Annotated in this window: 27 protein-coding genes, 1 tRNA gene and 1 riboswitch; of the genes, 11 read left to right on the top strand and 17 right to left on the bottom strand. The window is 72.8% G+C overall.

The features are described 5' to 3' along the window. Positions 1-88: 88 nt before the first annotated feature. From ABT171_RS35705 to ABT171_RS35675, 7 genes are all read right to left on the bottom strand, one after another. Entirely contained in the window at positions 89-313 is a 225-nt protein-coding gene (locus tag ABT171_RS35705; protein ID WP_351250562.1) for a putative leader peptide, read from the bottom strand. A gap of 31 nt (positions 314-344) precedes the next feature. Then, entirely contained in the window at positions 345-1,364 is a 1,020-nt protein-coding gene (locus ABT171_RS35700) for an ABC transporter substrate-binding protein (protein WP_351250561.1), read from the bottom strand. A 49-nt stretch (positions 1,365-1,413) separates the two neighbouring features. Then, a complete protein-coding gene (locus ABT171_RS35695) occupies positions 1,414-2,205 on the bottom strand; it encodes an amino acid ABC transporter ATP-binding protein (RefSeq protein ID WP_351250560.1) in 792 nt (263 codons plus the stop codon). After that, positions 2,202-3,182, bottom strand: coding sequence for an amino acid ABC transporter permease (locus tag ABT171_RS35690; protein ID WP_351250559.1), 981 nt, complete (start codon positions 3,180-3,182; stop codon positions 2,202-2,204). Before ABT171_RS35690 ends, ABT171_RS35695 begins: the two co-directional genes overlap by 4 nt. A gap of 191 nt (positions 3,183-3,373) precedes the next feature. Then, a complete protein-coding gene (locus ABT171_RS35685) occupies positions 3,374-3,523 on the bottom strand; it encodes a hypothetical protein (protein WP_351250558.1) in 150 nt (49 codons plus the stop codon). 33 nt (positions 3,524-3,556) lie between these two features. Then, a riboswitch (SAM riboswitch) is annotated at positions 3,557-3,668 on the bottom strand. 78 nt (positions 3,669-3,746) lie between these two features. After that, positions 3,747-4,634, bottom strand: a complete 888-nt coding sequence (locus tag ABT171_RS35680) for a glutathione S-transferase C-terminal domain-containing protein (protein WP_351250557.1) — start codon at positions 4,632-4,634, stop codon at positions 3,747-3,749. Positions 4,635-4,710: 76 nt separating this feature from the next. Further along, positions 4,711-4,833, bottom strand: a complete 123-nt coding sequence (locus ABT171_RS35675) for a hypothetical protein (RefSeq protein WP_351250556.1) — start codon at positions 4,831-4,833, stop codon at positions 4,711-4,713. A gap of 353 nt (positions 4,834-5,186) precedes the next feature. Here ABT171_RS35675 and ABT171_RS35670 point away from each other — a divergent pair, with 353 nt between their 5' ends. Then, positions 5,187-6,611, top strand: coding sequence for an amino acid permease (locus tag ABT171_RS35670; RefSeq protein ID WP_351250555.1), 1,425 nt, complete (start codon positions 5,187-5,189; stop codon positions 6,609-6,611). A gap of 415 nt (positions 6,612-7,026) precedes the next feature. On the opposite strand, the gene ABT171_RS35665 is transcribed toward ABT171_RS35670, so the two are convergent. Next, positions 7,027-8,295, bottom strand: a complete 1,269-nt coding sequence (locus ABT171_RS35665) for an FAD-dependent monooxygenase (RefSeq protein ID WP_351250554.1) — start codon at positions 8,293-8,295, stop codon at positions 7,027-7,029. Next, positions 8,292-8,723 (bottom strand): hypothetical protein, encoded by a 432-nt coding sequence (locus ABT171_RS35660; RefSeq protein ID WP_351250553.1) that lies wholly within the window; start codon positions 8,721-8,723, stop codon positions 8,292-8,294. The genes ABT171_RS35665 and ABT171_RS35660 overlap by 4 nt, the downstream gene beginning before the upstream one ends. A 111-nt stretch (positions 8,724-8,834) precedes the next feature. Here ABT171_RS35660 and ABT171_RS35655 point away from each other — a divergent pair, with 111 nt between their 5' ends. The 4 genes from ABT171_RS35655 (at position 8,835) to ABT171_RS35640 (ending at position 13,720) form a co-directional block, all read left to right on the top strand. After that, positions 8,835-9,758 carry a LysR family transcriptional regulator gene (locus tag ABT171_RS35655; protein WP_351250552.1) on the top strand — a complete coding sequence of 308 codons (924 nt, stop codon included), beginning with the start codon at positions 8,835-8,837 and terminating at the stop codon, positions 9,756-9,758. A gap of 237 nt (positions 9,759-9,995) precedes the next feature. Next, complete coding sequence (locus ABT171_RS35650; RefSeq protein WP_351250551.1) at positions 9,996-10,247, top strand: hypothetical protein; 252 nt, start codon at positions 9,996-9,998, stop codon at positions 10,245-10,247. A gap of 464 nt (positions 10,248-10,711) precedes the next feature. Further along, the gene (locus tag ABT171_RS35645; RefSeq protein WP_351250550.1) at positions 10,712-12,226 is read left to right on the top strand and encodes an MFS transporter; all 1,515 of its coding nucleotides are present in this window, start codon (positions 10,712-10,714) and stop codon (positions 12,224-12,226) included. 810 nt (positions 12,227-13,036) lie between these two features. Then, positions 13,037-13,720, top strand: a complete 684-nt coding sequence (locus ABT171_RS35640; protein ID WP_351250549.1) for a hypothetical protein — start codon at positions 13,037-13,039, stop codon at positions 13,718-13,720. Positions 13,721-13,948: 228 nt separating this feature from the next. On the opposite strand, the gene ABT171_RS35635 is transcribed toward ABT171_RS35640, so the two are convergent. Further along, positions 13,949-14,022: transfer RNA gene (locus tag ABT171_RS35635), tRNA-Pro, on the bottom strand. 44 nt (positions 14,023-14,066) lie between these two features. Continuing rightward, the gene (locus ABT171_RS35630) at positions 14,067-15,494 is read right to left on the bottom strand and encodes an MFS transporter (protein WP_351250548.1); all 1,428 of its coding nucleotides are present in this window, start codon (positions 15,492-15,494) and stop codon (positions 14,067-14,069) included. Between the two features lie 208 nt (positions 15,495-15,702). Between ABT171_RS35630 and ABT171_RS35625 the strand changes: the two genes are divergently transcribed. Further along, positions 15,703-16,281 carry a TetR/AcrR family transcriptional regulator gene (locus ABT171_RS35625; RefSeq protein ID WP_351250547.1) on the top strand — a complete coding sequence of 193 codons (579 nt, stop codon included), beginning with the start codon at positions 15,703-15,705 and terminating at the stop codon, positions 16,279-16,281. Positions 16,282-16,304: 23 nt separating this feature from the next. Here ABT171_RS35625 and ABT171_RS35620 read toward each other — a convergent pair whose 3' ends face one another. Continuing rightward, on the bottom strand, positions 16,305-16,820 hold the full coding sequence (locus tag ABT171_RS35620; protein WP_351250546.1) for a hypothetical protein: 516 nt from the start codon (positions 16,818-16,820) through the stop codon (positions 16,305-16,307). Positions 16,821-16,949: 129 nt separating this feature from the next. On the opposite strand from ABT171_RS35620, the gene ABT171_RS35615 reads away from it, so the two are divergent. Continuing rightward, positions 16,950-17,294: a cupin domain-containing protein gene (locus ABT171_RS35615; RefSeq protein WP_351250545.1), complete on the top strand. Its 345-nt coding sequence runs from the start codon at positions 16,950-16,952 to the stop codon at positions 17,292-17,294. On the opposite strand, the gene ABT171_RS35610 is transcribed toward ABT171_RS35615, so the two are convergent. Beyond that, the gene (locus ABT171_RS35610; RefSeq protein ID WP_351250544.1) at positions 17,284-18,291 is read right to left on the bottom strand and encodes a LacI family DNA-binding transcriptional regulator; all 1,008 of its coding nucleotides are present in this window, start codon (positions 18,289-18,291) and stop codon (positions 17,284-17,286) included. The genes ABT171_RS35615 and ABT171_RS35610 overlap by 11 nt on opposite strands. Before the next feature lie 122 nt (positions 18,292-18,413). Here ABT171_RS35610 and ABT171_RS35605 point away from each other — a divergent pair, with 122 nt between their 5' ends. Beyond that, positions 18,414-19,574 carry a Gfo/Idh/MocA family protein gene (locus ABT171_RS35605; RefSeq protein ID WP_351250543.1) on the top strand — a complete coding sequence of 387 codons (1,161 nt, stop codon included), beginning with the start codon at positions 18,414-18,416 and terminating at the stop codon, positions 19,572-19,574. Between the two features lie 28 nt (positions 19,575-19,602). Here ABT171_RS35605 and ABT171_RS35600 read toward each other — a convergent pair whose 3' ends face one another. Both ABT171_RS35600 and ABT171_RS35595 read right to left on the bottom strand, forming a co-directional pair. After that, positions 19,603-20,232 carry a poly-gamma-glutamate hydrolase family protein gene (locus ABT171_RS35600; protein ID WP_351250542.1) on the bottom strand — a complete coding sequence of 210 codons (630 nt, stop codon included), beginning with the start codon at positions 20,230-20,232 and terminating at the stop codon, positions 19,603-19,605. Between the two features lie 10 nt (positions 20,233-20,242). Further along, positions 20,243-21,274, bottom strand: a complete 1,032-nt coding sequence (locus tag ABT171_RS35595) for a LacI family DNA-binding transcriptional regulator (protein ID WP_351250541.1) — start codon at positions 21,272-21,274, stop codon at positions 20,243-20,245. A 159-nt stretch (positions 21,275-21,433) separates the two neighbouring features. Between ABT171_RS35595 and ABT171_RS35590 the strand changes: the two genes are divergently transcribed. The 3 genes from ABT171_RS35590 to ABT171_RS35580 are packed head-to-tail and all read left to right on the top strand — an operon-like array spanning position 21,434 to position 24,263. Continuing rightward, the gene (locus ABT171_RS35590) at positions 21,434-22,066 is read left to right on the top strand and encodes an SDR family oxidoreductase (RefSeq protein ID WP_351250540.1); all 633 of its coding nucleotides are present in this window, start codon (positions 21,434-21,436) and stop codon (positions 22,064-22,066) included. A gap of 34 nt (positions 22,067-22,100) precedes the next feature. After that, complete coding sequence (locus ABT171_RS35585) at positions 22,101-23,105, top strand: Gfo/Idh/MocA family protein (protein WP_351250539.1); 1,005 nt, start codon at positions 22,101-22,103, stop codon at positions 23,103-23,105. 57 nt (positions 23,106-23,162) lie between these two features. Next, positions 23,163-24,263, top strand: a complete 1,101-nt coding sequence (locus ABT171_RS35580) for a hypothetical protein (RefSeq protein WP_351250538.1) — start codon at positions 23,163-23,165, stop codon at positions 24,261-24,263. Between the two features lie 39 nt (positions 24,264-24,302). Here ABT171_RS35580 and ABT171_RS35575 read toward each other — a convergent pair whose 3' ends face one another. Together ABT171_RS35575 and ABT171_RS35570 are read right to left on the bottom strand one after the other, a co-directional pair. Further along, positions 24,303-24,491, bottom strand: coding sequence for a hypothetical protein (locus tag ABT171_RS35575; protein ID WP_351250537.1), 189 nt, complete (start codon positions 24,489-24,491; stop codon positions 24,303-24,305). A 90-nt stretch (positions 24,492-24,581) separates the two neighbouring features. Continuing rightward, positions 24,582-25,490 carry a sugar phosphate isomerase/epimerase family protein gene (locus ABT171_RS35570; RefSeq protein WP_351250536.1) on the bottom strand — a complete coding sequence of 303 codons (909 nt, stop codon included), beginning with the start codon at positions 25,488-25,490 and terminating at the stop codon, positions 24,582-24,584. Positions 25,491-25,492: the final 2 nt, after the last annotated feature.

The raw sequence follows: 25,492 nt of genomic DNA, 5'->3' as shown, positions 1-25,492 counted from the left end.
GCGGAACACCGGCTCGCAGAGGCGGGGCGTGATCGGGGCGCGGGCGAGCGCGGCGGGGGGAGACCCGGGCGGGAGGCCGGGGGAGGAGTCAGCGGCGACAGAGCGCGGCGGACACGCGCTGCAGGTCTATGTGCGGCCGGGAGTGCAGACGGACGGAGCGGTACGCGTGCGGGACGGGCAGCGGCCGTACACCTGTCACGCCGTCACCTCCGTCCGCCGGGCGGGGGCGGCCCTTCTCGGCGGCCGCCTCCCGGATCTCGTCAAGACTCACAACGTCCCGCCGGCGCCGGTTGTTCCCGCGCTTCCACCTCATCCCCCGGCGACCGCGGCGGACCCGGTTCCCCTCAGGAGTTGTCCAGCGGCAGGCCGGGCGGGTTGACCTCGGACTTGGCGACGGCCTCGTTGGAGAGGTTGTACGCCTTGAGCCACTTGGCGTACTGCCCGTTCTCGATCAGGTAGTCGATGGCGTCGGCGATCGGCTTGGCGAGCCCGCTGTCCTTCTTGGTGGCGGCCGCGATCAGTCCCTGGAGGCTTGCCCCGGCGCCCGAGAAGGTGCCCGCGCTGCGGGTCGGGTTCGGCGACTTGGCGGTCTGGGTGACGTGGTAGGCGACTCCCGGGTTGGCCGCGAAGTAGGCGTCGACCCTGCCGCCGGTCAGGGCCAGGTAGGTGGCGTTCTTGCTGGCGTAGTGCTTGACGGTGAGGTTCTTGCCCTCCTTCTTCAGCTTCTGCTGCCATTCCAGGAGGATCTTCTCCTGGTTGGTGCCGTTGTCGACGGCGACCGTCTTGCCCGCGAGGTTCTCGTAGTTCCCGTCGAACTTCCAGGTGCTCTTCTTCAGCACCTCGAAGCCCACGTTGTCCTTGCGGTAGGAGGCGAAGTCGTACTTCTTCTTGCGTTCCTCGGTGTCCGTGATGTTCGCGAAGCCGACGTCGGCCTTGCCGCTGTCGATGCCGACGAACATGTTCTCCCAGGTGTAGTTGGAGACCTGGGGCTTCAGCCCGAGGACCGCGGCGACCAGGCGGCCGAAGTCGGGTTCGGCGCCGGTGAGGGTCTTCTGGTCCGACCCGATGTACGCCAGCGGCGGGAACCCGTCGGGCAGGGCTCCCACGGCGATCCTGAGGCTGCCGTTCTTGCGTACGGCGGCGGGCAGTTCGGAGCTGATGGACTTCACCTCGGAGACCTTCAGCGCGGTCTGCTGGGCCGCGCCGTTGGACACCCTGCCCACGGTGACCGTGCCGGCCGTGTCGGTCGTGGTGGCGGCGTCGCTGTCGCCACCGCAGGCGGCGAGCCCGGTGGCGAGGGTGGCGACGGCGGTCGCCGCGGTGATGCCGCGCGTCAGGCCGCGTCGGGAGAACTGGGTGGGCATGGCTGTCCTTGTCGTTCGGGAATCAGGCGGGCTTTGGGGGTTACGGGGGTCAGAGGACCTTGGCGAGGAAGTCCCGGGTCCGCTCGTGCCGCGGACTGTCCAGCACCTCTTCCGGCGGGCCCTGTTCGACGATCCGGCCGCCGTCGATGAAGACGATCCGGTCGGCGACCTCGCGGGCGAACGCGATCTCGTGGGTGACGATGACCAGGGTGGTGCCGCTGGTGGCGAGGTCCCGGATGACGGAGAGCACCTCGCCGACCAGTTCGGGGTCGAGCGCCGAGGTGGGCTCGTCGAAGAGGATGATGCCGGGCCGCAGCGCGAGCGCGCGGGCGATGGCGACCCGCTGCTGCTGTCCGCCGGACAGCTGGCGCGGATAGGCGCCGGTGCGGTCGCCGAGGCCGACCCGGGTGAGCAGCTCGCGGGCGAGGTCGCGGGCCTCGGGCCGGGCGAGGCGGCCGGTGGCGGCGGGCGCGGCGGCCACGTTGTCCAGGACGGTCAGATGCGGGAAGAGGTTGAAGTTCTGGAAGACGAAGCCGATGCGGCTGCGCTGGGCCAGGATGGCGCGCTCGCTCAGCTCCTTCAGCCGGCCGCCGCTGCCGCGCCTGACGCCGATCAGCTCGCCGCCGACGCTGACATGGCCGACCTCGGGCTTCTCCAGGTGGTTGATGACCCGCAGCAGCGTGGACTTGCCGGAGCCGGACGGTCCGATGACGGCGGTGACCTCGCCGGGGCGCACGGTCAGGTCGATGCCGTCCAGCACGCGATGGGTGCCGTACCACTTGTGGACGCCGTGGACCTCCAGCGCGGCCGGGGTCGTCTCCAGGGTGTCGGTGGCGGTCATACGGCGGCCTCCCTGCGCAGCCGGGCCCGGAACTCGGCGAGGCCCGTACGCGCCTTCTGCAGCGGGGTCGGCGGCAGCGTGCGGGTGGCGCCCCGCGCGAAGTACCGCTCGACGTAGAACTGGACGACGGACACGGCGCTGGTGAGGATCAGGTACCAGACGGTGGCCACCAGCAGCAGCGGCACGATGTCGCCGGGGTAGGTGCTGCCCATGGTCTGCACGGAGCCGAACAGGTCGAGCAGCGACACGTAGAACACCAGCGAGGTGCTCTTGATCAGGCCGATGAGCTGGTTGACGTAGTTCGGGGTGATGGACCTGAGGGCCTGCGGGAAGACGATCCGGGTGAACTGGTAGCTCCGGGGCAGGCCGAGCGCGGCCGCCGCCTCGTGCTGGCCCTGGTCCACCGAGAGGATGCCGCCGCGGACCACCTCGGCGGCGTAGGCCGCCTCGTTGAGGCTGAGGCCGACGACGGCGACCGTCATGTCGGTGGCGAGTCTGGACTCGTCGAAGGTGACGAAGGCGGGGCCGAAGGGGATGCCGAGGCTCAACGTCTTGTAGAGGGCCGAGAAGTTGTAGAGGAAGATCAGGACGACGATCAGCGGCACCGAGCGGAACAGCCAGGTGTAGGTCCAGCTCACGGCGCGCAGCACCGGGCTGCCGGACTGCCGCCCGAGGGCCAGCAGGATGCCGCCGAGGAGCCCGAAGGCCGCGCTCAGTGCGGCGACTTCGAGGGTGACGAGCAGCCCGTCGAGGACGGTGGGCCGCAGGAACCAGTAGCGGAAGCGGTCCCACTGGTAGAACGGGTTGGTGGCGAGTCCGTGCAGGATCTGCGCGACGAGCACGAGCACGACGGCGGTGGCGATCCACCGGCCGGGCCGGCGCAGCGGCTGGACGCGCTGTGCCACCAGGGGCTTTGACGGGGTGTCGGCGGGCGGTGGCTCGACGAGGGAGAGGGCGGCGCCTGGGGGTTCACTCATGGCGGGCTCCGGCTTGGGTCGGACGCCCCGGGCCGCGGGCGAGCGGGTGCGGGCCGCGACGGCACTGCGGCACGAGGCGGCGCACGGCGGCGCACGGGCACCAGGGACTGGGCGGGCGACGGCACACCGGGGAAGCGGTGTGCTCGGGAACGCAGAGCGGGAAAGGGCGGGCGCGGGCTGAGAAGGGGGTGTCAGCCCCGGCAGCGGGCGCAGCCCGGCGCGGTACACAGTGCGCTGTTGACGCGGAGCAGATCGACGGCGCGGTCGGCGACGAGGAGCCCGGCGTACGACCGTACGCGGCCCTGGGTGCGGCTCGCGGCCGTCCTGGGAGCTGCGTGCATGGCGTCACCTGTCACTGTTCCGGCCCCGCGGGGCCCTCGCGCTTACCGAAAACGTCATTCCGGTCCGGTCGTCACCTGGGGCACCCCACCGCGATGCGAGGGTTGCCGGTCAGCGAGCCAGGGCTTGGCGCTGACGCTCATGACCGTTCTGAGCAGCAAGTAAGGCAGTCGTCCGTCCCCGTTGTCAACGGCCGTCCGCCCACTGGACGTCCCCCGTCCACGCTCACCTGCGCGAAGCGTCCTCGGCATCCGCCGCATGGCCCGCCCAGTCCAGGATCTGGACGGCGGCTCCGGCGGCCTCCAGGCCCTGGCAACGGCCGTGGTGCCGACGGGAGATGCCGTCGAGGTCGAGATGGCGGCCGAAGGCCGGGTGGGCGGCCAGACGGCGGGCGTAGGCCCACAGGGCACGGTGGCCGGCGATGCGGTGCACGGCGGAGGCGTCCAGATGACAGCGGTGGACGGTGTCCAACTGCACCAGTGCCGCCCACAGTTCGACATCGGCGGCGGTGAGCCGGTCGTCGACGAGGTACTCGTCGCCGGCCAGCCGGTTCTCCAGCCGGCCCAGGGTGCCGAGGAGCACGTCGAGGGCGGCGGCCCGCTCGGCCGGGTCCGCCCCGGCCCGCCCGGCGCGCTGTGCGGCCTCCTCGATCCCTTGGGCGCACATCCGCTCGACGGCCTCGATCACCGATTCCGGGCCGCACGGGTACAGGGAGACCTGTCCCTCGTGCGGGAAGCGGTCGAGGTCGCGCAGGATGTCGGGAGCGTGGGTGCTGACGATACGGCCGGACCAGTCGTCGCTGAGCACGGGCCCGAGGGCCGGTCCGGTGTAGTGGTGGGCGCTCGCCTCGTACAGCGGGCGCAGCGCGGAGTGGCCGCCGTCGGGACAGTCCGGGACGGCGGGCAGGAAGGTGACGGGACAGCCGGTGTCCAGGCCGAGGAGGCTGTGTGCGACGGCGAGGCGCAGCCCGGCGGGGCAGGCGGTCGACAGATGGAGCCGGTAGCGGTGCGGCACGGCGTGGTGGCCGCTGCGCGCGTCCCGGCCGAGCCTCCCCCGGAAGACGGGGGCGGCGCGATGGACGGACGGGACGGCGGCGAGCGGAGTGACGGACATGCGTCTCCCTGGGTGGTGGACATGCGAGGGTGCGCACCGGCGGGCGGCGCCGGCCGGCGGACGCGAGGGACCCGGCTCAGCGCTGGAGGCTGATCGCGCTGCAGACGCGCAGCAGGTCGATGTGACGGCGGGAGGTGAGCAGGGCCGCGCGCAACGGCATACGGCCCGCTCGGCCGGCGACCGCTTCGAGGCGCACCATGATTCCCTACCGGTTCACTAGGATTCCCTGACTGGAGTGTCGATCCACCTCAAGGCGACGTCAAGGGGGCGTCCACGCCTGGGACAGCGGGCGCCGGCCCCGGACCGGCGGTGGTGAGCGCGGCCGGCGCCTGGGGCATGCGTGCGGTCCCCGGGCGGCCGGGGACCGCACGGCGGCCGTCTGGGCGGCACCGCACATCTCGCGGCGCACAGCCCGCCTGACCTCACTTTTTGCATGATCAGGCGGGTGCCGCAGGACAAGGGGCGGCGATTTTGCGGCGAATGGGGGCGTCCCCGACCATGGCAGGCGTCCCGGCGATCCCGGGACATCTGTTCGATGAGAGGTCCACCCCCATGCACGTCACCGGAACCGTCCCACCGTCGGCTCCGGCCCCTTCGGAGAGCCACGCGGTTCCCACAGCGGGCACCCCTGGCGACGGCAGCAGGCACGCGCGTCGCTTCGGCCTGCCGGTCGCCACCGCGCTGGTCATGGGCAACATCATCGGCGGCGGCATCTTCCTGCTCCCCGCCTCCATCGCCCCCTACGGCACGGTCAGCCTGGTCGCCTTCGCCGTCCTGACCGTCGGCGCCATCGCGCTGGCCCTGGTCTTCGGCAGGCTCGCCGCGCGCGACCCCCGTACCGGCGGCCCGTACGTCTACGCGCGCGAGGCCTTCGGTGACTTCGCGGGCTTCCTCGCCGCCTGGGCGTACTGGATCACCACCTGGGTGTCGAACGCGGCCCTCGCCGTCGCCGCCGTCGGCTACCTGAACGTGCTGGTCCCGGTGGGCGGCCACCGCTGGACCGCCTGCCTGGCCGCCCTGGCCCTGCAGTGGCTGCCCGCCCTCGCCAACTTCGCCGGCACCCGTTACGTGGGCGCCGTCCAGCTCGTGTCGACGGTGCTGAAGTTCGTGCCGCTGCTGCTCGTCGCGGTCGGCGGTCTGTTCTTCTTCGACCCGTCCCGGCTCGGGCCGTTCAACGCCAGTGGCCACAGCGCCGTCGGTGCCGTCTCCGCCTCCGCCGCCCTGCTGCTGTTCTCCTACCTCGGGGTGGAGTCCGCGGCGGTGAGCGCCGGTGAGGTCAGGAACGCCCGCCGCAACGTGGGGCGCGCCACCGTCATCGGCACCGCGGGCGCCGCGCTGGTCTATCTGCTGGGCACGCTGTCCGTCTTCGGCACCGTCGCGCACGACCGGCTGATGACCTCCACGGCCCCCTTCTCGGACGCCGTGAACACGATGTTCGGCGGCGGCTGGGGCGGTACCGCGGTGGCGCTGGCGGCACTGGTGTCGATGACCGGCTGTCTGAACGGCTGGACGCTGCTGAGCGCCCAGACCCCGTACGCCGCGGCCAGGGACGGCCTGTTCCCGGCCGCCTTCGCCCGCCGCCGCCGGGGTGTACCGACGGTCGGCGTCGCCGTCACGGTCGTCCTCTCCTCCCTCCTGACCGCGTACAACTACCTGTCGGGCTCGGCGAAGGTCTTCGACGTCCTGGTCCTCGTCACCACGTTCACCGCGACCGTGCCGTATCTGCTGGCGACGGCGGCGCAGCTCTTCCACCTGGTGTCCGGCAGGTCGGTGGACCGCGCGCGCCTGGTGCGGGACTCGGTGATCACCGCGACCGCGGCGGCCTTCTCCCTCTGGCTGATGGCCGGCGCCGGCTATGCGGCGGTGTACCAGGGCGCCCTGTTCCTGTTCGCCGGCGTCATCGTCTACGCGGTGCTGGCGGCCCGGCGGCAGCGCCGGTCCGCGGAGCCCGCCGAGGCGGTGTCCCCCGCCCCGTGAACCGCCGGCGCCACGCCCCCCGGTGCCGGTCCTCCGGTGCGGCAGGGCTCCACGGACGGCGAAGGACCGCGACGGTGGCGAGCGTGGTGGCGGTCCCCGCCACCGGCAGGCCGGTGTGCAGTCCGGCGGCCGAGCCGGAGCGGGCGAGGTCCCGGCGCGGGCGTCGAGCGGGGAGCCGAGCACGGTGACACCCGGGGCCGTACCCACCTGGCGGGCGGCGTCGACCGTGGCGGCGACCCCGCCCGAACGCTCCCGGGGGACGGCGGCCGTCGCGGCCGCGGTACCGGGTCCCATGCCCGGGCCCAGGACCGCGAAGAGCACGGCCGCCTGCCCGTACCCGTTGGTGGCGGTGAGGCCTGAGCAGGCCCAGCAGGCCGAGGCCGACCTGGCCGTGTCCGCGCGCTCGCAGCGGCCTTCAGCGCGGGCGGCGGCGCTGCGGCGGGGTCAGTGAGGGGCGGGCGTTGAGGGCGGCCACGTCGTTGCCGGCCCTGCTGCGGTACGCCGAGGCGATATCGCGGTAGATCTGGCGGAGGCCGTCGCCACGGGGGCCGGAGCGGGTCGGGACGGACTGCCGGACCTCGCGTTCCGCGCTGTCCATCTCGCGGGCCGCGAGGACGGCTCCCCGGGTGGCGTCGCCTCGCGCCGTCTCGTAGCGGTGCAGCGCCTCGGCCAGGTCGCCGGTGGCCAACTCGTAGGCCAGTACGCGGCCGTCGACCACCGCCTGTGAGGCGCCGTTCGCTCCGACCGGGTACATCGGATGGGCCGCGTCCCCCAGCAGCGTCACCCGGGAGTCCCCCCACCGGTCGAGCGGATCGCGGTCCACCATGGGGTACTCCAGGATCTGCGGGCTGCGGGCGACCAGCCGGGCGATGTCCAGCCCGTCGACCCGCCAGCCCCGGACGTGCGGGAGGACGTCGGACAGCCGGCCGGGGCGGTTCCAGTCGGCCCCGTCAGCGAGCGGCTGGGGGTCGGCGACCGCCACCTGGCACACCCAGTTGACCAGGGTCCGCCCGTCCTTCTCGCTCGGCCGGGAGATGGGGTAGGCGATGAACCGCACACATCGGCCGTCGTCGGCGTGGATCATCGACCGCCCGGTCAGGAACGGCTCGTCCTCCACGGCCCCCCGCCACATCACGCTTCCGGACCACCGCAAGGGGCCCTGCTCGGGGTGAAGCCGGGCGCGCACCGCCGAGTGGACCCCGTCCGCGCCGATCAGCAGCTCTCCGCTCAGCCGCTCCTCGCCCCCGGTCGCCCGGTCGGACGCCCGGACCACCACCGTGTCGGCGGCCGGGCGGAAGTCCTCGACGCGAACACCGGTGCGGACGGCGTCGTCGCCCAGCCGCGCCCGGACCGCGCGCAGCAGCACCATCTGCAGGTGGCCCCGGTGCACCGAGTACTGAGGCCAGTGGTAGCCGCGGCCCATTCCGCACGGCTCCTCGTAGAGCCGCCTCCCCCGCTGGTCCACATAGACCAGTTCGGCGGTGGGGACACCGACCTCGTCCAGTTCCTCGCCCAGGCCGAGTTCGATCAGCTCCCGCACCGCGTGCGGCTGGAGGTTGATGCCCAGGCCCATCGGGCGGATCCGGACCGCGCTCTCCAGCACGACGGCGTCGATCCCCGCGGCGTGCATGCTCAGGGCACAGCTGAGCCCTCCGATTCCCGCACCGGCGATGATTGCCTTCATGATGTGCGACCTCCACGATGTCCGAGGACCGACGGCGAACGGCGAGTGATCCGCGCCGCCTCTTCCCGGGAGAACCCCGCAGCGATCAGGTGAAGCGAGCACAGTCGCGCCGGGGCCGGTGCGTCCAGCGGACACCCGGCGGGCGCGCCCGAGCAGGTCTTCCGCCCGCGGCCGACCGACAGCCAGGCGTCGCCGACCGACAGCCCGCCATCGGTGACCGACAGCCAGGCGTCGGTGACCGCCTGGTGGAGCATCAGCCGCAGCCCGGCCCGGCCCCCGGGTACGCCGGAGCCCCGGTCATGGGCGAAGACCCGCTCATAGGCGTCGAGAACGAGTTCCTCGGCCCGTTCCCGGTCTCCGCTCAGCCCGCGGGCACAGGCGTACAGACCGTCGAGGTGATCGATTCCGCATGCTTCGAGATCCGACATGCCCCTGACCCCTTCGTCGCACCGGACCGCTGCCTCTCCCGCCCTCACTGTGCGCGCGGGCATCATCAGAAGTCCAAGAGCTGACTTGTCTCACTGTTAGCATTTCTGCTTATGGAGCTGAGGCAGCTGAAATATCTCGTCACCGTGGTGGAAGAGGCCAGCTTCACGCACGCGGCGGCCAGACTTCATGTGGCCCAGCCCGGGGTCAGCGCCCAAGTACGGCAGTTGGAGCGGGAGTTGGGTGAAACCCTGCTGGATCGCTCCGGTCGCACCGTCCGCCCGACCGCGGCCGGGGAGGCGATACTCCCCTATGCCCGGGCCGCGCTGGCGGCGGTGGACGGCGCGCGCGCCTCCATCGACGAACTCACCGGTCTGGTCCGCGGCCAGGTCCGGGTGGGGGTGCTGCCCTCCATGGCGTCCATCAATCTGCCCGACGTGTTGGCGGGCTTCCACCACCAGCACCCGGACGTGGGCATCTCGCTCGCCGAGGGCACCGCCGAGCATCTGGCCCAGGAACTCCACGCCGGCCGCCTGGACCTGGCGCTGCTCGGAGGGGGGATACTGCCGCCGGGCGTGGCGACTCAGGTCGTCGCGGACGAGGCACTCGTCGCCGCGGTGCATCCGTCGGATCCCCTGGCGAAGCGGGGGAGCATCACCGCAGGGGCGCTGCGCGACCGCCCGCTGGTCAGCCTGCCGACCGGCACCGGGCTGCGGGCCTGCGTCGACGAGGCCTGCGCGACCGCGGGTTTCCAGCCCCATATCGCCTTGGAGGCGGGCGATCCGCACATGGTGACCCGGTTCGCGGCGCACGGGTTGGGCGTCGCCCTGGTCTCGGAGTCGATGGCCCGGGCACACGCACCGGAGGTCACCACCGTCACCATCGCCCGCGCTCCACGGGCGCGCATCCTGCTCGCCTGGCGGGCGGACGGTCCGACCGGCCCGGCGGCGCGGGCGCTCATCCGCCACGCCCGCGCCGCCCTTCCGGACCTCTCCCGGCCCCGCCCGGACTCCGACCAGCCGGACCAGGAGAGCTGAGCCGTGTCAGGGCGGGCGTGCGGCGGACCGCCCAGCCCCGGCCCTCCCGGTCGTGGCGGAGCCTGCGGTGCGGACGGTCCGCGCCGGCCGATCGGAACTCGACCGCCGCGGGCCGGAGTACACGACCGGCGATCCGCTCCGGCCTGCGCAGCGGATCGTCCGCCTGTGCCGATCGGTTCGCCCTGTGCCGGAGTTCCCCGGCGCCCTCCGGCGGATCGCCCTGCCGGGAAGCGGCGGATGGTGTGCGGCGGAGTCGGCCGGGCGGCCCACAGAGCATCCGCCGCGGACAGCCCGGAGGCCCAGGCGGGAGCGGCCGGCTCCCAGCCCTTCTGGCTGGTGCCGCGGTGGCTGCGGCTGGTGAACCGCAGCCCGTTCGCGGTGAGCCGGGCGATCACGACGCTTCGGATGGAAGCCCTGCCCAGGGTGTCGGCCGTGGCCGGCACCAGCGGCTCCGCCGGCGCAGCGTCGTACGCGTACGCGAGCATCTGAGGGGGCCGGCCCATCTCGACCGGTGCGCCCGTCCGTGTGCGCCGGTGTCCCCCGGCGCCCCCGCGCGGCCCGTTGCCGTACGCCTCGACCGCGGTCACCGCCCTTCTCCGCGCCGGGCGCCTCCAGCGGCTCCTCGGCGTGCTCGGACATCTCCCAGTCGGTGCGCTCACCGATCCACGGCCAGTGGGTGGAGGCGAGCCAGTGCCTGCCGTCCACCGACGGCTTCCGCCGCCCCCCTGCCGAGCGCTGAACTGTCAGTTTCCTAACGTGAGTTGAGGGTGACTCGCCGACCGGTCTGCACCGGCTTCGGTGTTTCACCGGGCCGCGAACCGCCACCGAACGAGCCGCAGAAGCAGAGCTTCTGAACAGTAGAAAAACAAGCTCTTGGACTTCTGGCCGTCCCGCGGGCACGGTGGAAGAACCCACCAGTCGTCCCGGCTACCGAACAACGGACGGGGATCCATATGGACGGAGAGAAAACCGAGCCGACCCCACGCGGAGCCTGGCTCGCCGTGACAGTGCTCGCCGGAGGCCTGTTCGCGGCGGTGGTGTCGACCACCGTCGTCAGCGTGGCCCTGCCCACCATCGGGCGCGAACTGCACGCCGGCGCGACACAGTTGGCATGGATCGTGGACGCCTACGTCCTGGTCTACGCGAGCCTGCTGGTGGCCGGCGGCGTCATCGGCGACCGGCGCGGCCGCAAGGGCCTGTTCCTGATCGGCGTGGCGACCTTCGGCCTGGGCGCTCTGGTGACCGGCCTCGCGCCGAACACCGGGGTCCTCCTGGTGGGCCGGGTCATCCAGGGACTGGGGCCGGCCCTGCTGCTGCCGGGCAGCCTCACCATCATCCGCGCCGTCTTCGAGGACCCGGAGAAGCGCGCCTCCGCCATCGGTCTGTGGTCGACCAGTTCCGGCCTCGCCCTGGCGGTAGGACCGGCGCTCGGCGGGGTCATCGTCAACGGCCTGGGCTGGCGCTGGGTGTTCCTGGTCAACGTGCCCTTCAGCGCCCTGCTGGCGGCTCTGGCGGCCCGCCTGATCCCCCGGGTGGAACGCAACCCGGCGACCAGCCGTTTCGACTGGGCCGGGGCGGTCCTCGGCACCCTGTCCATGGCGGCCGTCGCCTTCGGGATCATCGAGGGGCCCGACTGGGGCTGGGCCTCCCCGCGGATCCTCGCCGCTTTCGCCGCAGGTCTCGTCGCCCTCGCCCTCTTCATCGGCTGGGAGCTCCGCAGGCCCGAACCGCTGGTCGACGTCAGGCTCTTCCTGCGCCCCGCGTTCGCCGTGGCGAACATCGCCGCCATGATCGTCTTCTTCGCCTTCGTCGGCGCGATCGTGTACTTCAGCGCCTACTTCCAGAACGTCCAGGGCCACTCGCCCATCGAGGCCGGACTCGACGTCTCGGCGATCGGCGTGGCCTTCGCCCTCGCCGCGCCGCTCTCGGGCCGCATGGTGGGCCGGATCGGCCCGTTCTGGCCGATGTTCGCCGGGCTGGCGGTCAGCGGGGCGGCCACCCTGGGACTGCTGCGGCTGGGCCCGAACACCGGGATCGGCGCGATCTGGTGGGACTTCGCCCTGGTCGGCGGCGGTGTCGGGCTGAGCCTGACGCCGATGACCACCACCGCGGTCGCCTCCGTCGCCGCGTCCCGTGCCGGGATGGCCTCCGCGGTCCACAACGCCCTGCGCCAGCTCGGCCAGGTGCTCGGCGTCGCCATCCTCGGCGTCCTCGTCTACGCGCAGCTTCCCCACGGCCACGGGGGCGGCGGCCGCCTCGCCCCGGAAGCCGGCCGTCACTTCGTCACCGGACTCCACCACGCCATCTGGGCCTCCGGCCTGATCCTGCTGGCCGCCGCGGCCATGGTCGCCCTCCTCGCGGCACGCAGCCGCAAGCCCGTGGCCGACGCTCCGCGGCCCTCCGGCGGACCCGCCCCCTCGGCGCCGGCCCGCGCCGACGCGCCGGCGACTCCCGTTGGCGAGCGCTGAGTCACGGGCGGTTCGCCGGGCCGGCGGCACGGCGATCCCCGCAGCCACCGTCACCCTGGTCGCCGCCGCCGTGCTCCAGCGGAGCGGCGGCAGCACGACGGTCCAGGTGCACCCTCAAGAGCCCTGCCTCACCCGTCATGAAGCAGGGCTCTGACATGCGACCACGAAGCAGTCTCCGTGCCGGGACGACCCCTGAGGCGATCGCCGAGGTCGCCGTCCCGCTCGCGCCCGGCGGCAGCCGACGCCGATGTCCTGTCGGCGCGGACTGCTGCGGGCGACGTTGCTTCACCGCACGTCAGGCTTGACGTGGCCGCCGTGGCAACGCCCCTGCGAGCACCGTGGTCACGAGCTTGTCGACGGTGGCCGCGGGCCGCGGGCCGCGGCCCGCGGCCCGCGAACAGGGGATCGCACTGCACCACTCTGGCGACAACCGCCCTCCGCGCCGCCACTCCTTGATCCACTGCGGGTCGCGGCGATCCGCCCGTCGTGGGCGATGGCGTCGCCGAGCGGGGTGGCGCGGCCGGGGCACGACAGCTCGTGGGAACGGTCGAGGGCCCTGCCCCACCATGGTGAAACAGGGCCCTGATCTGCGAGGCCTACTGACCACTGCCGGGACCGACGCCCACTCGTCTACTCGCCGGCGCAGCCTTCTGTCTCTGTTTCCCCTCACATGATCCGTGTCCCGTGACGGCATTGTCCGGGGTCTGTGACACAGCACATCCAGGTAGTGCGCCGCGAGCTGAGGCATTGTTACGGTCCCGACCGGTGTGCGGCCGACACGGCCGCCTGTGAACAGGGGGATGTCCCGACATGAATACTCATCGCCTCAGACCCGCCGCCATCGCGCTCGCCGCCGCCGCGCTGGCCGCGATGCTCACCGGCTGCCAGGGGGACGATTCCACCGCTGGGGCCGAGGGCTCACCGAGCGCCGCCGCCACCGCCACCCAGGCACCCGGCACGTCCGGCGGCGCCAAGGGCGGAGCCACCGGAGGCAGCACCGGAACATCGGGAGGCACGCCTTCCACGGCGACCGCGTCGCCAGGTGCGGCCGGTGCGGGAACGCCCGCGGCGAAGCCCGCCTCCAAGGGCCCCGGCTCGGTCAAGACCACCCCGCCGATCACCGGCTGCGCCAGCAAGGCGCCGGACCCCGACCACGTCGACCCCGACGAGATCGCCGTCTACCGCGTCGAGGAACTCCCGGCCGGCACCGGGAAGGTGAACCTCGTCATCCAGCACGGGGCGTGGGGGTGCCCCGACAAGGACTCCGGCGGGAGGCCGTTCGTCGTCACCGGCGAGGACAGCCGCTGGGCCCTCGACCAGGCCGCGTACGTCACCGCCACCAACCCCATCGTCGCCAGCAGCAAGAACCAGCGCATCGGCGTGCAGGAACTGATCGACTGGATCAACGCGCACCCCGACGCCGGACTGGTGTTCAAGTACGCGACCGGCGACGACGGCGCCATCCACAGCCTGGAAGAGGTCTACACGCCGTAGTTCCCGGCCCCACGGGCACGAAGGAGTGAGCGCCTTCAGCGCTGACGCGCCAGGGTGAGGACGGCAGTGGCGATGTCCGTCATGCGCGCCCCGCGCTCCCTGCCGAGCCCGATCGTCATCACGCGCCGGCGCCGGTCAAGGCCGCTGGTCCCCGACTGGTCCCCAAAAACGATCAAGGGCCGGTTTCGGAATCCTCCGAAACCGGCCCTGACCTGCGACTCTCACAAGTCGGGACGACAGGATTTGAACCTGCGACCCCTTGACCCCCAGTCAAGTGCGCTACCAAGCTGCGCCACGTCCCGTTGCGATCTCACCGGGGTGCCCCGTGTGATCACGCAGGTCAACCCTACCGCACCTGTGCGGGTGCCCGTGTCGTCCCCGGCTCGGCGGGGATCGTCGTACGGCCGGGGCGGCGGGCCGGGACGAGGAGGGCGGCGCCCGCCGCGGCCAGGCAGAGGAGGGCCAGCAGGGCCCAGCCGTGGGTGTAGCCGGATTCGTAGGGCAGGCCGGAGGGCTGCAGGCGGCCGGTGACCAGGACGCTGGTGAGCGCGGCGCCGATGGATCCGCCGATGGTGCGGATGTTGGCGTTCATACCGGTCGCGGCGCCGGTCTGCTCGGGCGGGACGCTGCCGACGACGAGGTTGGCCATGGCGGCGAAGGCCAGTCCGATGCCCAGGCCGAACAGTGCGGCGACCACGGCTATCTGCCACTGGGCGTCATGCCACACGGTGAGGAATCCGCAGGCCAGCGCGCCGAGTGCGGCACCGGTGGCGAGGAGCGCCTTGGCGCCGACGCGGGGCTCCAGGCGGCCCGAGAGGATGCCCGAGAGGAACATCGCCAGCAGCATCGGCAGCATCAGGAGGCCGGAGGCGGTGACGCTCGCGCCGAAGCCGTAACCGGCCGCGGACGGCGTCTGGACGAAGCCCGGCAGGAAGGACCAGATCGCGTACATGCCCGCGCCGAAGAGCAGGGCGGCGGCGTTGGTGGTCCACACCGTGGGCAGCCGCATCACACGCAGGTCGATCAGCGGGGTGCGGGAGCGGGCCTCGATCGTCGCCCACACGGCGAACAGGACGACGGCGGCGGCGAACAGGACGAGCACCTTCGGCGAACCCCAGCCCCACTGGCCGGCCTGGCTCAGCGGCAGCAGCAGGGCCACCAGCCAGGCGGAGAGCAGCCCGGCGCCGTACCAACTGACCCTCCCCTGGGCGCGCTTGGGTGATTCGGGGACGTAGCGCAGGGCGATGAGGGCGGTCGCGGCGACGATCACCACGGGGATCCAGAAGAGCCAGCGGTAGTCGAGCGCGGAGACGATCGGCCCTGCGGCCACCATGCCGACCCCGCCGCCGGCCGCGATCACGGCGGAGAGGTTGCTGATGCTGCCGCTGATCTCGGCGGGCGCGAACTCGTCCCGGATGATGCCGAAGGACAGCGGGAACAGCGCGCCGCCGACGCCCTGCACGACGCGGGCGACGATGAGGACGCCGATGCCCGGGGCGAGCGCGGCGATCAGGCAGCCGGCGAGGACGGTGAGCAGGACCGCGACGAGCGTGCGCTTCTTGCCGGCGAGGTCGCCGACGCGCCCGAGGATCGGGGTGAACACCGAGGCGGACAGCAGATAGGCCGTCATCACCCAGGTCGCGGTCGACTGGGAGGTGTGCAGGGCGTGCTGGACGGTCGGCAGGGCCGGCGCGATCAGCGACTGCAGCATGGAGAACACGCCGGCACCGGTCGCGAGGACCGCGAAGGTGAGGCGCGTGGACGTGCGGGGCATGAGGGAGCCTCTCCGAAGAAGGAGCGCTGTGGACGGGCGGGAAGGGGACTTCCGCCGGGCACGTCTGCCCAGGGCGGAGCCGCCCCCGGAGTGCTAAAGTGGAGGCACCCCTCCACTCTAACGGAGGCACACCTCCGGTTCAACTGAAACGGATGTGTACCTCCGGTTCAGTCGGAGCCGGTTCCTCGATTCCCTCTGGGAGGCAGCAGTGACGGCCACGCCGTTCCCCGTCGGCGAGATCGTGGCGGCCCGCCGGCCCCGGCGCAAGGACGCCGCCCGCAACTTCGACGCCCTGCTCGCCGCCGCCCGGGAGGCGTTCGCGGAGCACGGCTCGGACGCCTCCCTGGAGGACATCGCCCGCCGCGCGGGCGTCGGCATCGGCACCCTGTACCGGAACTTCCCCACCCGCCGGGAGCTGTTCGAGAGCGTCTACGCCGACGAGGTCGACGCCCTGTGCCGGGCGGCCGTGGAGCTGGCGGACCTGGAGCCGTGGGAGGCGCTGACGGCCTGGCTGGACCGGTTCGCCGGTTACATGGTCACCAAGCGCGCGGTGCGCGAGGCGCTGAACGACGAGTCGGAGATCTTCCAGACCTGCCGCGATTCGATGTACTCGGCCGGCGGCCCGCTCCTGGAGCGCGCCCAGAAGGCGGGCGTGGCCCGCACGGACATGGACTTCACCGACCTGGTGCGGATGGTCGCCGGCATCACGGCCACCGCGTTCGACGACGACGCCCAGCGCGACCGGGTCCTCGCGATCGCCCTGGACGGCGTCCGCACCGGCCGCTGACCCCGTCGGGCGGCCGGAGCCGTCTACTTGATCAGCGCGTTCGCCACCACCACGAGCACCCCGAGCAGCGCGTCCCCCATCCCGATGAGCACGGCCACCGGCCACCGACGCGCCGACCAGCGGGCGGTGAGGAGGCCGAGCACGAAAAGGATCAGGGTGTTGAGCACGAACGCCGTGTACTCGATGCCCTTGGCGGGGAACCAGCCCAGCCGCGCGCCCGCGAGCAGGAAAGCCGTGGGCAGCACAGCCGCGACCAGCGGCCACTCGTCCCGCATCGCGCGCACCGCTTCCCACCGGCTGTGCGGGCGGCGCTCGGCGATGTAGTGGGCGTAGCCGTGGGCGAGGGCCGAGGCGAGCGCGGTCACCAGCACCCAGGCCGCGTCGTAGCCACGGGACTTGGCGGACGTGTGCCCGTACTGGCTGAGCGCCGCGACCATCGAGCTGGCGAGGACGGCGCCGTACACCCCGCCGAACAGGACGGCCTCGCGGGTGCCGTGCCGCCGGGGCGGTTCCGCGCCGGCCGCCGTGGGGTCAGCCATGTTCCCCACGATCACCCGTACCCTGCCCGCCCGCCAGTCCGCACGGCCGACGAAGTGTCCCCCCGTCGGCCCCGATGCCCCACACACTGTCGGCCTCGGGGGGTCTGTGACCCTGGTTAGGCTCGCCGCATGACGCACAGCTTCGCGCTCCACATCCCCGACGCCGCCCTCGAACCCGAGCCGCTCGACCCGGAGCAGATCGTCTCCGGGCACCCGGAGGTCACCGGGAAGGTGGTCTGGGAGTCGCCGGACGGCCGGCAGATCCGCGGCATCTGGCAGATCACGCCGGGCGTGGTCACCGACACGGAGGCGGACGAACTGTTCGTGGTGATCAGCGGTTCGGCGACGATCGAGGTCGCGGACGGGCCGACCCTGCGGGTGGGCCCCGGCGACATGGCGGTGCTGCGCGCGGGCGACCGTACGACGTGGACGGTGCACGAGACGCTGCGCAAGGCGTACGCCATCAGCCTCTGAGCGCGTCGGAGGGCGGCCCGGTCGTCCCGCGGATCTCCAGCGTCGGTACGGCGAGGTGGACACGCCCCTCGCCGTCCGGCCGCTCGAACCGGTCGAGCAGGCAGCGGGCGGCGCGCCGTCCGATCTCGTACGGCCCGGTGTCGACCGTGGTCAGCCAGACGTGCCGCAGCCGGGAGACGCTGGTGTTGTCGTAGCCGGCCACGGAGAGATCGCTCGGCACCCTGAGGCCCAGTTCCCCGGCCGCCGACAGCGCGCCCACCGAGGTCATGTCGTTGACGGCGAACAGCGCCGTCGGCCGCTCCGGGCGGCTGAGCAGGCGTACGGTCCCCCGGTAGCCGCTTTCCTCGGTCAGATCGCCCGGTTCGACGACCGGTTCGGCGCCATGGGCCCGCATCGCCGCCTCGAAGCCCTGCCTGCGCAGTGCGCCGACCGCGCCGTGCCCCGCGAGATGGGCGATCCGGCGGTGGCCGAGGCCGAGCAGGTGCTCGGTGGCGAGCCGGGCGCCCAGCTCGTCGTCCCCGGCGACGACGTCCACGCTCTCCGGCCGGGGCTCACGGGCGCCCGCGACCACCACCGGCATCCGCCGCGCGAGCGTGCCGAGACCGCCCGCGTCGGGGACCGTACCGACGATCACCAGCCCGTCGGCACCCAGGTCCAGGAACGGTTCGGCCAGGTCGTGCCCGATGCGCCGGTTCAGCCGGGCGTCGGCGAGCAGCATGTGCAGACCGGCGGCGTGCAGAGGTGCGTTGAGGCCGTCGAGGAGGTCGACGAACCAGGGGTTGCGCAGGTCGTCCAGGAGGACACCGACCGTCCGGGTGCGCTGCTCGCTCAGGCTGCGGGCGGCCGCGTTGGGCCGGTAGCCCAGCTCGCGCACGGCCCGCAGCACGGCCTCCCGCTTCGCGGGGCTCACCGGTCCCGAGCCGCGCAGCACCAGCGAGACCAGCGACTTGGACACTCCGGCCCGCTCGGCCACGTCACGGATCGTCGGCGGTCTCATGGCATGGACCGTTCCATGCAGCGTGTCGCTCTGTCAAAGGGTTGACACCCTGGCCATGTCAGCACAAAGGTGGCCCGGACAGAGCGTGGAACGGTCCAAACCGCTGTCGTGAAGGGGCTGTCATGGTGGATGAGCTGGGCGTCGCCGTGGTCGGGTTCGGCTGGATGGGCCGGGTGCACACCCAGGCGTACGCCCGCCTCCCGCACCACTATCCGCAGCTCCCGCTGCGTCCTCGGCTGATCACGGTCGCCGAGGAGGTGCCGGGACGGGCCGAGGAGGCCGCCGGGCGGTTCGGGTTCGCCACCGCGACCCGCGACTGGCGCGAGGTGGCCGCCGACCCACGGGTGCGGGCCGTCAGCATCACCGCCCCGAACTTCCTGCACCGGGAGATCGGGGTGGCGATGGCCGAGGCGGGCAAGCACATCTGGATCGAGAAGCCGGTCGGGCTGACCGCCGAGGACGCCCGGGCGGTCGCCGACGCCGTCGCCAAGGCCGGCGTGCAGGGCGCGGTCGGCTTCAACTACCGCAACGCCCCCGCCGTCGAGGCCGCCCGCGATCTCATCGCCTCCGGCGAGATCGGCACGGTCACCCATGTCCGCATCCGGCTGTTCAGCGACTACGCGGCCCATCCGGACGGCGCCCTGACCTGGCGGTACGAGCGGGCGCGCGGCGGCAGCGGGGTGCTCGGCGACCTGGCCTCGCACGGCGCCGACCTGGCCCGCTTCCTGCTCGGCGACATCACGTCGCTCACCGCCGACACCGCGGTCTTCCTCCCCGAGCGCGCCCGGCCGGCCGGCGCCACCGCCGGCCACGCCCTCGCCTCCGGCGGCGCACCCGGGCCGGTCGAGAACGAGGACTATGTCAGCTGTCTGCTGCGCTTCGCCTCCGGCGCACGCGGGGTCCTGGAGGCCTGCAGGGTCTCGGTCGGCGAGCAGAACAACTACGGCTTCGAGGTGCACGGCACGCAGGGGGCGGTGTTCTGGGACTTCCGGCGGATGAACGAGCTGGCGGTGAGCCGGGGTTCGACGTACCAGGACCAGCCGGTGAGCACGGTGTACGTCGGGCCGGGAGCCGGTGAGTTCGCGGCGTTCCAGCCGGGGGCGGGCAATGCGATGGGGTACGACGACCTGAAGGTGATCGAGGCGTACCGGTTCGTACGGTCGGTGGCCGAGGGGGTGCCGTACGGGGCCACGCTCACGGACGCGGTCCGCTGCGCGGCGTTGCTGGACGCGATGGCGCTGGCCGCTCGGGAGGGGGCTTGGGTGGAGGTCGGGCCGGGCTGAGCGCGCGGCTAAGGGCCAGGGCGTGCCGTCAGGCGTCCGCGGCGCGGCCGTGGTGGCGCGCGTGGTTCCCCGCGCCCCGCGGGCCCAGTTCCGCCACCCCCGCGACCAGCGCCTCGACCACCGGGCCCGGTGGGACGTCGGTGCCGTCGGTGGTGCGGGCCGGGAGGGGCAGTTCCACCTGGACTCCGCCGAGGCGGGTCAGGTTGACCGGGTTCCGCGGGTGCACCCCGCGCAGGGCGGGCGGGATCGCCGCCAGGTCGACGACGGCGGGGAACCGAGGAGCCTCGGTGGCGAACGCCTCGGCGAGGACACGGGCCGCGTCCCGGTTGCCGCCGCCCAGGAAGACCGTGTGCGGTGCTTCGGACCGCATGTGGCCGTGCAGGGAGACCGTGAGGGCGACCCGGTCGAGGAACTCGCGCAGCAGCGCGCAGTGCTCGGGTGCCATGCGCGGGGACGGGATGTGCACCGGAGGCCGTACGCCCGGCTGCGTGAAGACGAGGCTGGTGGCGCCGCGGCGGCGGGCCACCGTCTCGGCGAGCTGGGCCGTGCCTCCTTCGTTGCTGCCGTGCAGGGCGAGCAGCCCGACGCCGCCGTGGCCCGGTACCAGGGTCGCGACCATCGGGACCCCCTCGATCTCCACCTGCTCGGTGCGTGTCATCGCTTCCCCTTCAGCCGTCCGCGGGCACGGGCATGTTGTACGGCGTCACGACCTGGACCGCCGACGGCAGCAGCGGGCCGGCGGGCGGCAGGGCGCCGTGGAAGCGCATGACCGCGTGACAGGCCTCGCGCAGATCGTGCCGCAGGTCGTGGTGGAGCACGGCGGACAGCCGGTGCTCGCGCAGCAGCCGGGTGTTGTCCTGGTCGAGGTCGTGGGCGATGAACACCGCGCACGGCCGGCCGGCGTCGGCGAAGGCGCGCAGGGTGGCGTTGTTGCCGCCGCCGATGGAGTACACGGCCCGGATCCCCGGGTCGCGTTCCAGGGCGCTGCGGACCAGGTCGTACTGGGTGGCGTCCAGGCCCTGGCCCTCGGCGATCTCCACCAGGGCGCGCTGCGGGTGCCGGGCCCGCATGACGCTCCGAAAGCCCATCTCGCGCTCCTCCTCGTTGCGGAAGAAGCCGCTGCTGAGGCTGGTGAGGACATTGCCGGGCCGGTCGCCGAGCCACTGGCCCATGAGGTAGGCGGCGGTGGCACCGGCGGCCCGGTTGTCGCTGCCGGCGTACCCGAGCCGGCCGCTGGCGGGCAGGTCGGTGACCAGGGTGACGACCGGGATGCCGGCCGCGGTGAGCCGGCCCACGGCGGCGGTGACCTCGGGGACGTCCGGGGCCTTGAGGATCACGCCCTGGGAGCCGCGCCGGGCGATCCGGTCCAGCGTCCTGACCTGCTCGGCGGCCGGTCCGGTCTCGCGGAAGTGGAAGCGGGAGCGGACCACCGCCGGGTGCAGGGAAGGCAGCTCCGCCTCCAGGGCGGCGCGTACGGCGGTGCTGAACCGCTCGGGGGCCTGCACCACGATGTCGACCATGAAGGTACGGCCGACCAGCCGCACCTGGGTGCGCTGCCGGTCGAGGTCGGCGATGGCCCGGCGCACCTCCTGCGCGGTGCTCTCCCGCACCCCTCCCCTGCCGTGCAGCACACGGTCCACGGTGGCCTCGCTGAGGCCCGCCTGACGTGCGATCTCCCGGATGGGGAACGGATGGCCCATGGCCCGGCTCCTTGAGGGGTTTTTGATGGCTGGCTGCTGGTTGTTCGAGGGGTTTGTACTGACAAGAATGGCAGGGCTGCGCCGCTCCTGTGGCCGAACGAGGGACACCGCGGCGGTGTTCGGGGCGCTGATCGCAGCTGAGGAGGGCCAGGTCCGGTCATGGGAGTTCGCGAGGGACTGCTCCGGGAGAAGATCCTCCTGGTCAACGGCGGCAGCCAGGGGGTGGGTGCCGCGATCGCGCGGGCGGCCGTACGGGAGGGCGCCGTCGTGGCGGTCACCGGCCGCCGTACGGAACCGGGTGAGGCGCTGGTGGCCGAGCTGGCGGCGGCCGGGGGCACGGCGGTGTCCGTACGCGCCGATCCGGCGGACGCCGGCCAGGCCGGGGCGGCGGTCGCCGGCATGGTGGCCCGCAAGGCGCCCGGCACGGTCCTCCACACCATCACCTCGTCGGCGCACGGCGGCCAGCCGTTCCTGGCACCGTACGTCGCCGCCAGGGCCGGCCTCGCAGGCCTCACGGGGAACGCGGCGCACGCCCACCGCTGGGACCGGATCCGGATCAACGGCCTGAACATCGGCTGGACCGCGACGGAGGGCGAGGACGCCACCCAGCGCGCCTTCCACGGCGCGGGCGACGACTGGCGGGAGCAGGCCGCGGCGAGACTGCCGATGGGCAGGCTGGGCCGACCGGACGAGATCGCCGGCTTCGTGGTGTTCCTGCTGTCCGGCCGGTCCGGGGTGGTCACCGGATCGGTGATCGACTGGGACCAGAACGTGCTGGGCGCCCTCGACTGACCTTCCTTCGGACCCTTCGCACTCAAGGAGCAGCATGCGTATCGGAATCCTCGGCCTCGGCCGCATCGGCGCCTTCCACGCCGAGACCCTCTCCGGACTGGACGCCGTCGAGTCGCTCGTCGTCGCCGACCCGTTCGCGGACGCCGCCAAGGCCGCCGCGGAGCGGTTCGGCGCCGAGGTCGCCGACTCCCCGGAGGCGCTGCTGGCGGCCGGGGTGGACGGCCTGGTCGTCGCGGCGGCCACCGACGCCCACCCGGCGCTGATCCGGGCCGGTGTCGAGGCCGGCGTCCCCGTCTTCTGCGAGAAGCCGGTCGCCCGCACCATGGCGGAGGGCGTGGCGGTGCTGACGGACGTGCGGGACAGCGGTGTGCCGGTCCAGATCGGCTACAACCGGCGTTTCGACGCCGGCTTCACCGCCGCGCGGGCGGCCGTACGGGCGGGCGAGCTGGGCAAGCTGCACACGGTCCGCTCCACGACCCTGGACCCGGCGCCGCCGCCGGCCGCGTACGTCGCCGCGTCCGGGGGCATCTTCCGGGACTGTTCCGTGCACGACTTCGACATCATCCGCTGGGTGACGGGCCGTGAGGTGACCGAGGTGTACGCGGTCGGCGGCAACCGCGGCGCGGACTACATCAGGGCGGCTGGCGACGCCGACACCACCGGCGCGATCCTCACCCTGGACGACGGCACCATCGCGGTGGTCTCCAACTCCCGCCACAACGCCCGGGGTCACGACGTCCGCATGGAACTGCACGGCTTCACGGACTCGATCGCGGTCGGCCTGGAGGACAGGCTGCCGCTGCGCTCGGTCGAACCCGGCGTGACCTTCCCCGCCGGCACCCCGCACGACTTCTTCATGGACCGCTTCGCGGACGCCTACCGCGCCGAACTCACCGCGTTCACCGAGGTGGTGGCCGGCACCCGGCCCTCCCCCTGCACCATCGAGGACGCCCTGGAGGCGGGCTGGATCGCCGAGGCCTGCACCCTGTCCCTGCACGAGCACCGGCCGGTGACGCTCGCGGAGGTGCGGGGGGCCTGAGAGCCGGACTTCGGGAAAGCGGTCCGGTGAGGGCGTCGGAGCCACTACGGTGCGCCTGTGACAGCACCCACGAGCGGGCAGCCCTCCCAACTCGGTCTGCTGGACCTGTCCGTCGACCTGTCCGTGCCCGAGGTCTACTCGGGCGCGGACTTCACCGTGTACCTCCACATCAAGAACCCCTTCGCCGTGCCGGTATGGGTGAAGTCGGTGGAGTTGAGCCTGCCCACGCAACTGCACTGGCGGTCCCCCGAGGCGGAGACGCGGAAGGCGGGCCGCGACCGGCGCGTCCAGGCCGAGCGCAGCACGCTGGAAGAGGTGATCGAGAGCCGCAACCGGCGGGTCCTTGAGATCACCCAGGAACTGAGCAGGCTTCCGGCCGACGCGCAGGAGCAGACGGAACGCCTGCTGGGGGTCATGCGGGCCCTCCTCGACGAGAACAGCCGCGATCTCGATCTGATGACGGGACAGGAGAGCGCGCGTGTGCAGGCGGAGGCGCGTGCGGTGGTCAACGTGCACAGCCCACGGGCGAGGAACCTCAATGTCGAGGCTGCCGGGGACTCCGTGGTCAACGTGTACGACATCCGTTCCGCGCAGCCGCAGGAGCCCGAGCCGGAGCGCGTCCCCCTCACCGGCTCCCTGCCACCGGGTGCCGCCCTGGAACCGGGCTGCACCGATGTCCAGACCATCCGCCTCGGAACCCGCAGGACGCCCTTCTTCCTCCCGGCGAAGTACCACCTGCAGCTGACCGTCATCTACACCATGGAGCCGCCGGAGGGCACCGCCGAGCGGGGTGCTTCGGACACCGCTCACCAGCGGGTCTTCTCCAACACGACCTCCTTCACCGTGCCGGTCAAGGCCGCGCTGTGGAAGGTGATGCTGGGCGGTGTGACCGGGGGTGCCGTCGGCAGCGTCGGCAGGGCCCTGCAGCAGGCGCAGACGCCGGGCGCGCTGGTGGAGGCGGCCCGTCTCGGCCCCGTCATCGGTGCACTGATGCTGGCGGTCATCCTGAGCGGGGCCGCCATCATCTTCTCGGCGCGGAAGTCCGACGCCCAGTCCTTCGTCACGGTGGAGGACTTCTGGGGCGGCCTGCTGGTCGGCTTCCTGATCGGCTACTCGGGGACGGCGGCCTTCTCGGACATCACACGGATGAAGCTCTGAGCGGGCACGGCCGCCGGTGCGGGCGCCGTGCCGCTCCTCTCAGCCGCAGTACCGGACCAGCCACTCGTCCGCGTGGTACGCGTCCCGCGCCGGGTCCGGCAGGGTCGCCGGCTTCGTTTCCACCGTGTCCTGCGGGCGTATCCGCCCGGGCAGGGTGCCGAAGCGGAGCCGGCGCAGTGCGGCCGCGTCTTCCTGGGGCGTCGGGCCGGGTTCCGTACCGTGTGCCATCTCGTCCTCCCGTCTTCGCGGGCGTCCCCCGTTGTCAGCCAGAACGCCCGCATGCCCCCGTTGGTTCCCGTACCGGAGGGCGGTGAACCCTCACGCCCCGCACGACCGCAGGAACCTGCGTGTCCGTACCGCGATCGGCAGCGGTTTGTCCGGCTCGCACGGGTACATGTCCTGCTCGACGATGGCGAACAGGTCCACGCCGAGTTTCTGCGCCGCTTCCAGGACGGGCCCCAACTCGGGCACGCCGGACGGGGGTTCGCACATCACGCCGCGCTGTACCGCCGGCCCGAAGGGCACCCCGCCCGCGACCACGTCCGCGAGGACGGCCGGGTCGACCTGCTTGAGGTGCAGATAGCCGATGCGCTCGCCGTAGGTCTCGATGAGTTTGACGCTGTCCCCGCCGCAGTAGGCGTAGTGCCCGGTGTCCAGGCAGAGGCCGACCAGTTCGGAGTCGGTCGAGTCCAGGAAGCGTTCGACGTGTTCCTCCGTGTCGATGTGGGTGTCGGCGTGCGGGTGGACGACGATGTCCAGGCCGTAGGTGTCCTTGACCTCGTGGCCGAGCCGTTCCATGCCCTTGGTGAGGTGCGCCCACTGCTCGGCGGTCAGCTCCGGCGGCTCCAGGATCTCGGCGGTCTTGTCGTCCCGCCAGAAGGAGGGGATGACGACGAGGTGCCGGGCGCCCATCGCCCGGGTGAGCGCGGCGACCTGGCTGACGTGCGCCCAGGTGTCCTCCCAGACGGACGGGCCGCGGTGCATGCCGGTGAAGACCGTGCCCGCCGAGACCTTCAGGTTCCGCCGGGCCACCTCGTCGCGCAGGCGCGCCGGATCGGTGGGGAGGTAGCCGTAGGGGCCGAGTTCGATCCAGTCGTAGCCGGCCTCGGAGACCTCGTCGAGGAAGCGTTCCCAGGGCACCTGCCGTGGGTCGTCGGGGAACCAGACGCCCCAGGAGTCGGGGGCCGAGCCGACCCGGATACGGTCCAGCGGGGTGGGGGTGGCCATGG

The sequence above is a fragment of the Streptomyces sp. NPDC001851 genome (assembly GCF_040297165.1).
Lineage (GTDB): Bacteria > Actinomycetota > Actinomycetes > Streptomycetales > Streptomycetaceae > Streptomyces.
Note: the sequence above shows the minus strand (reverse complement) of the source record. Positions and strands in the feature narration are given on the sequence as shown.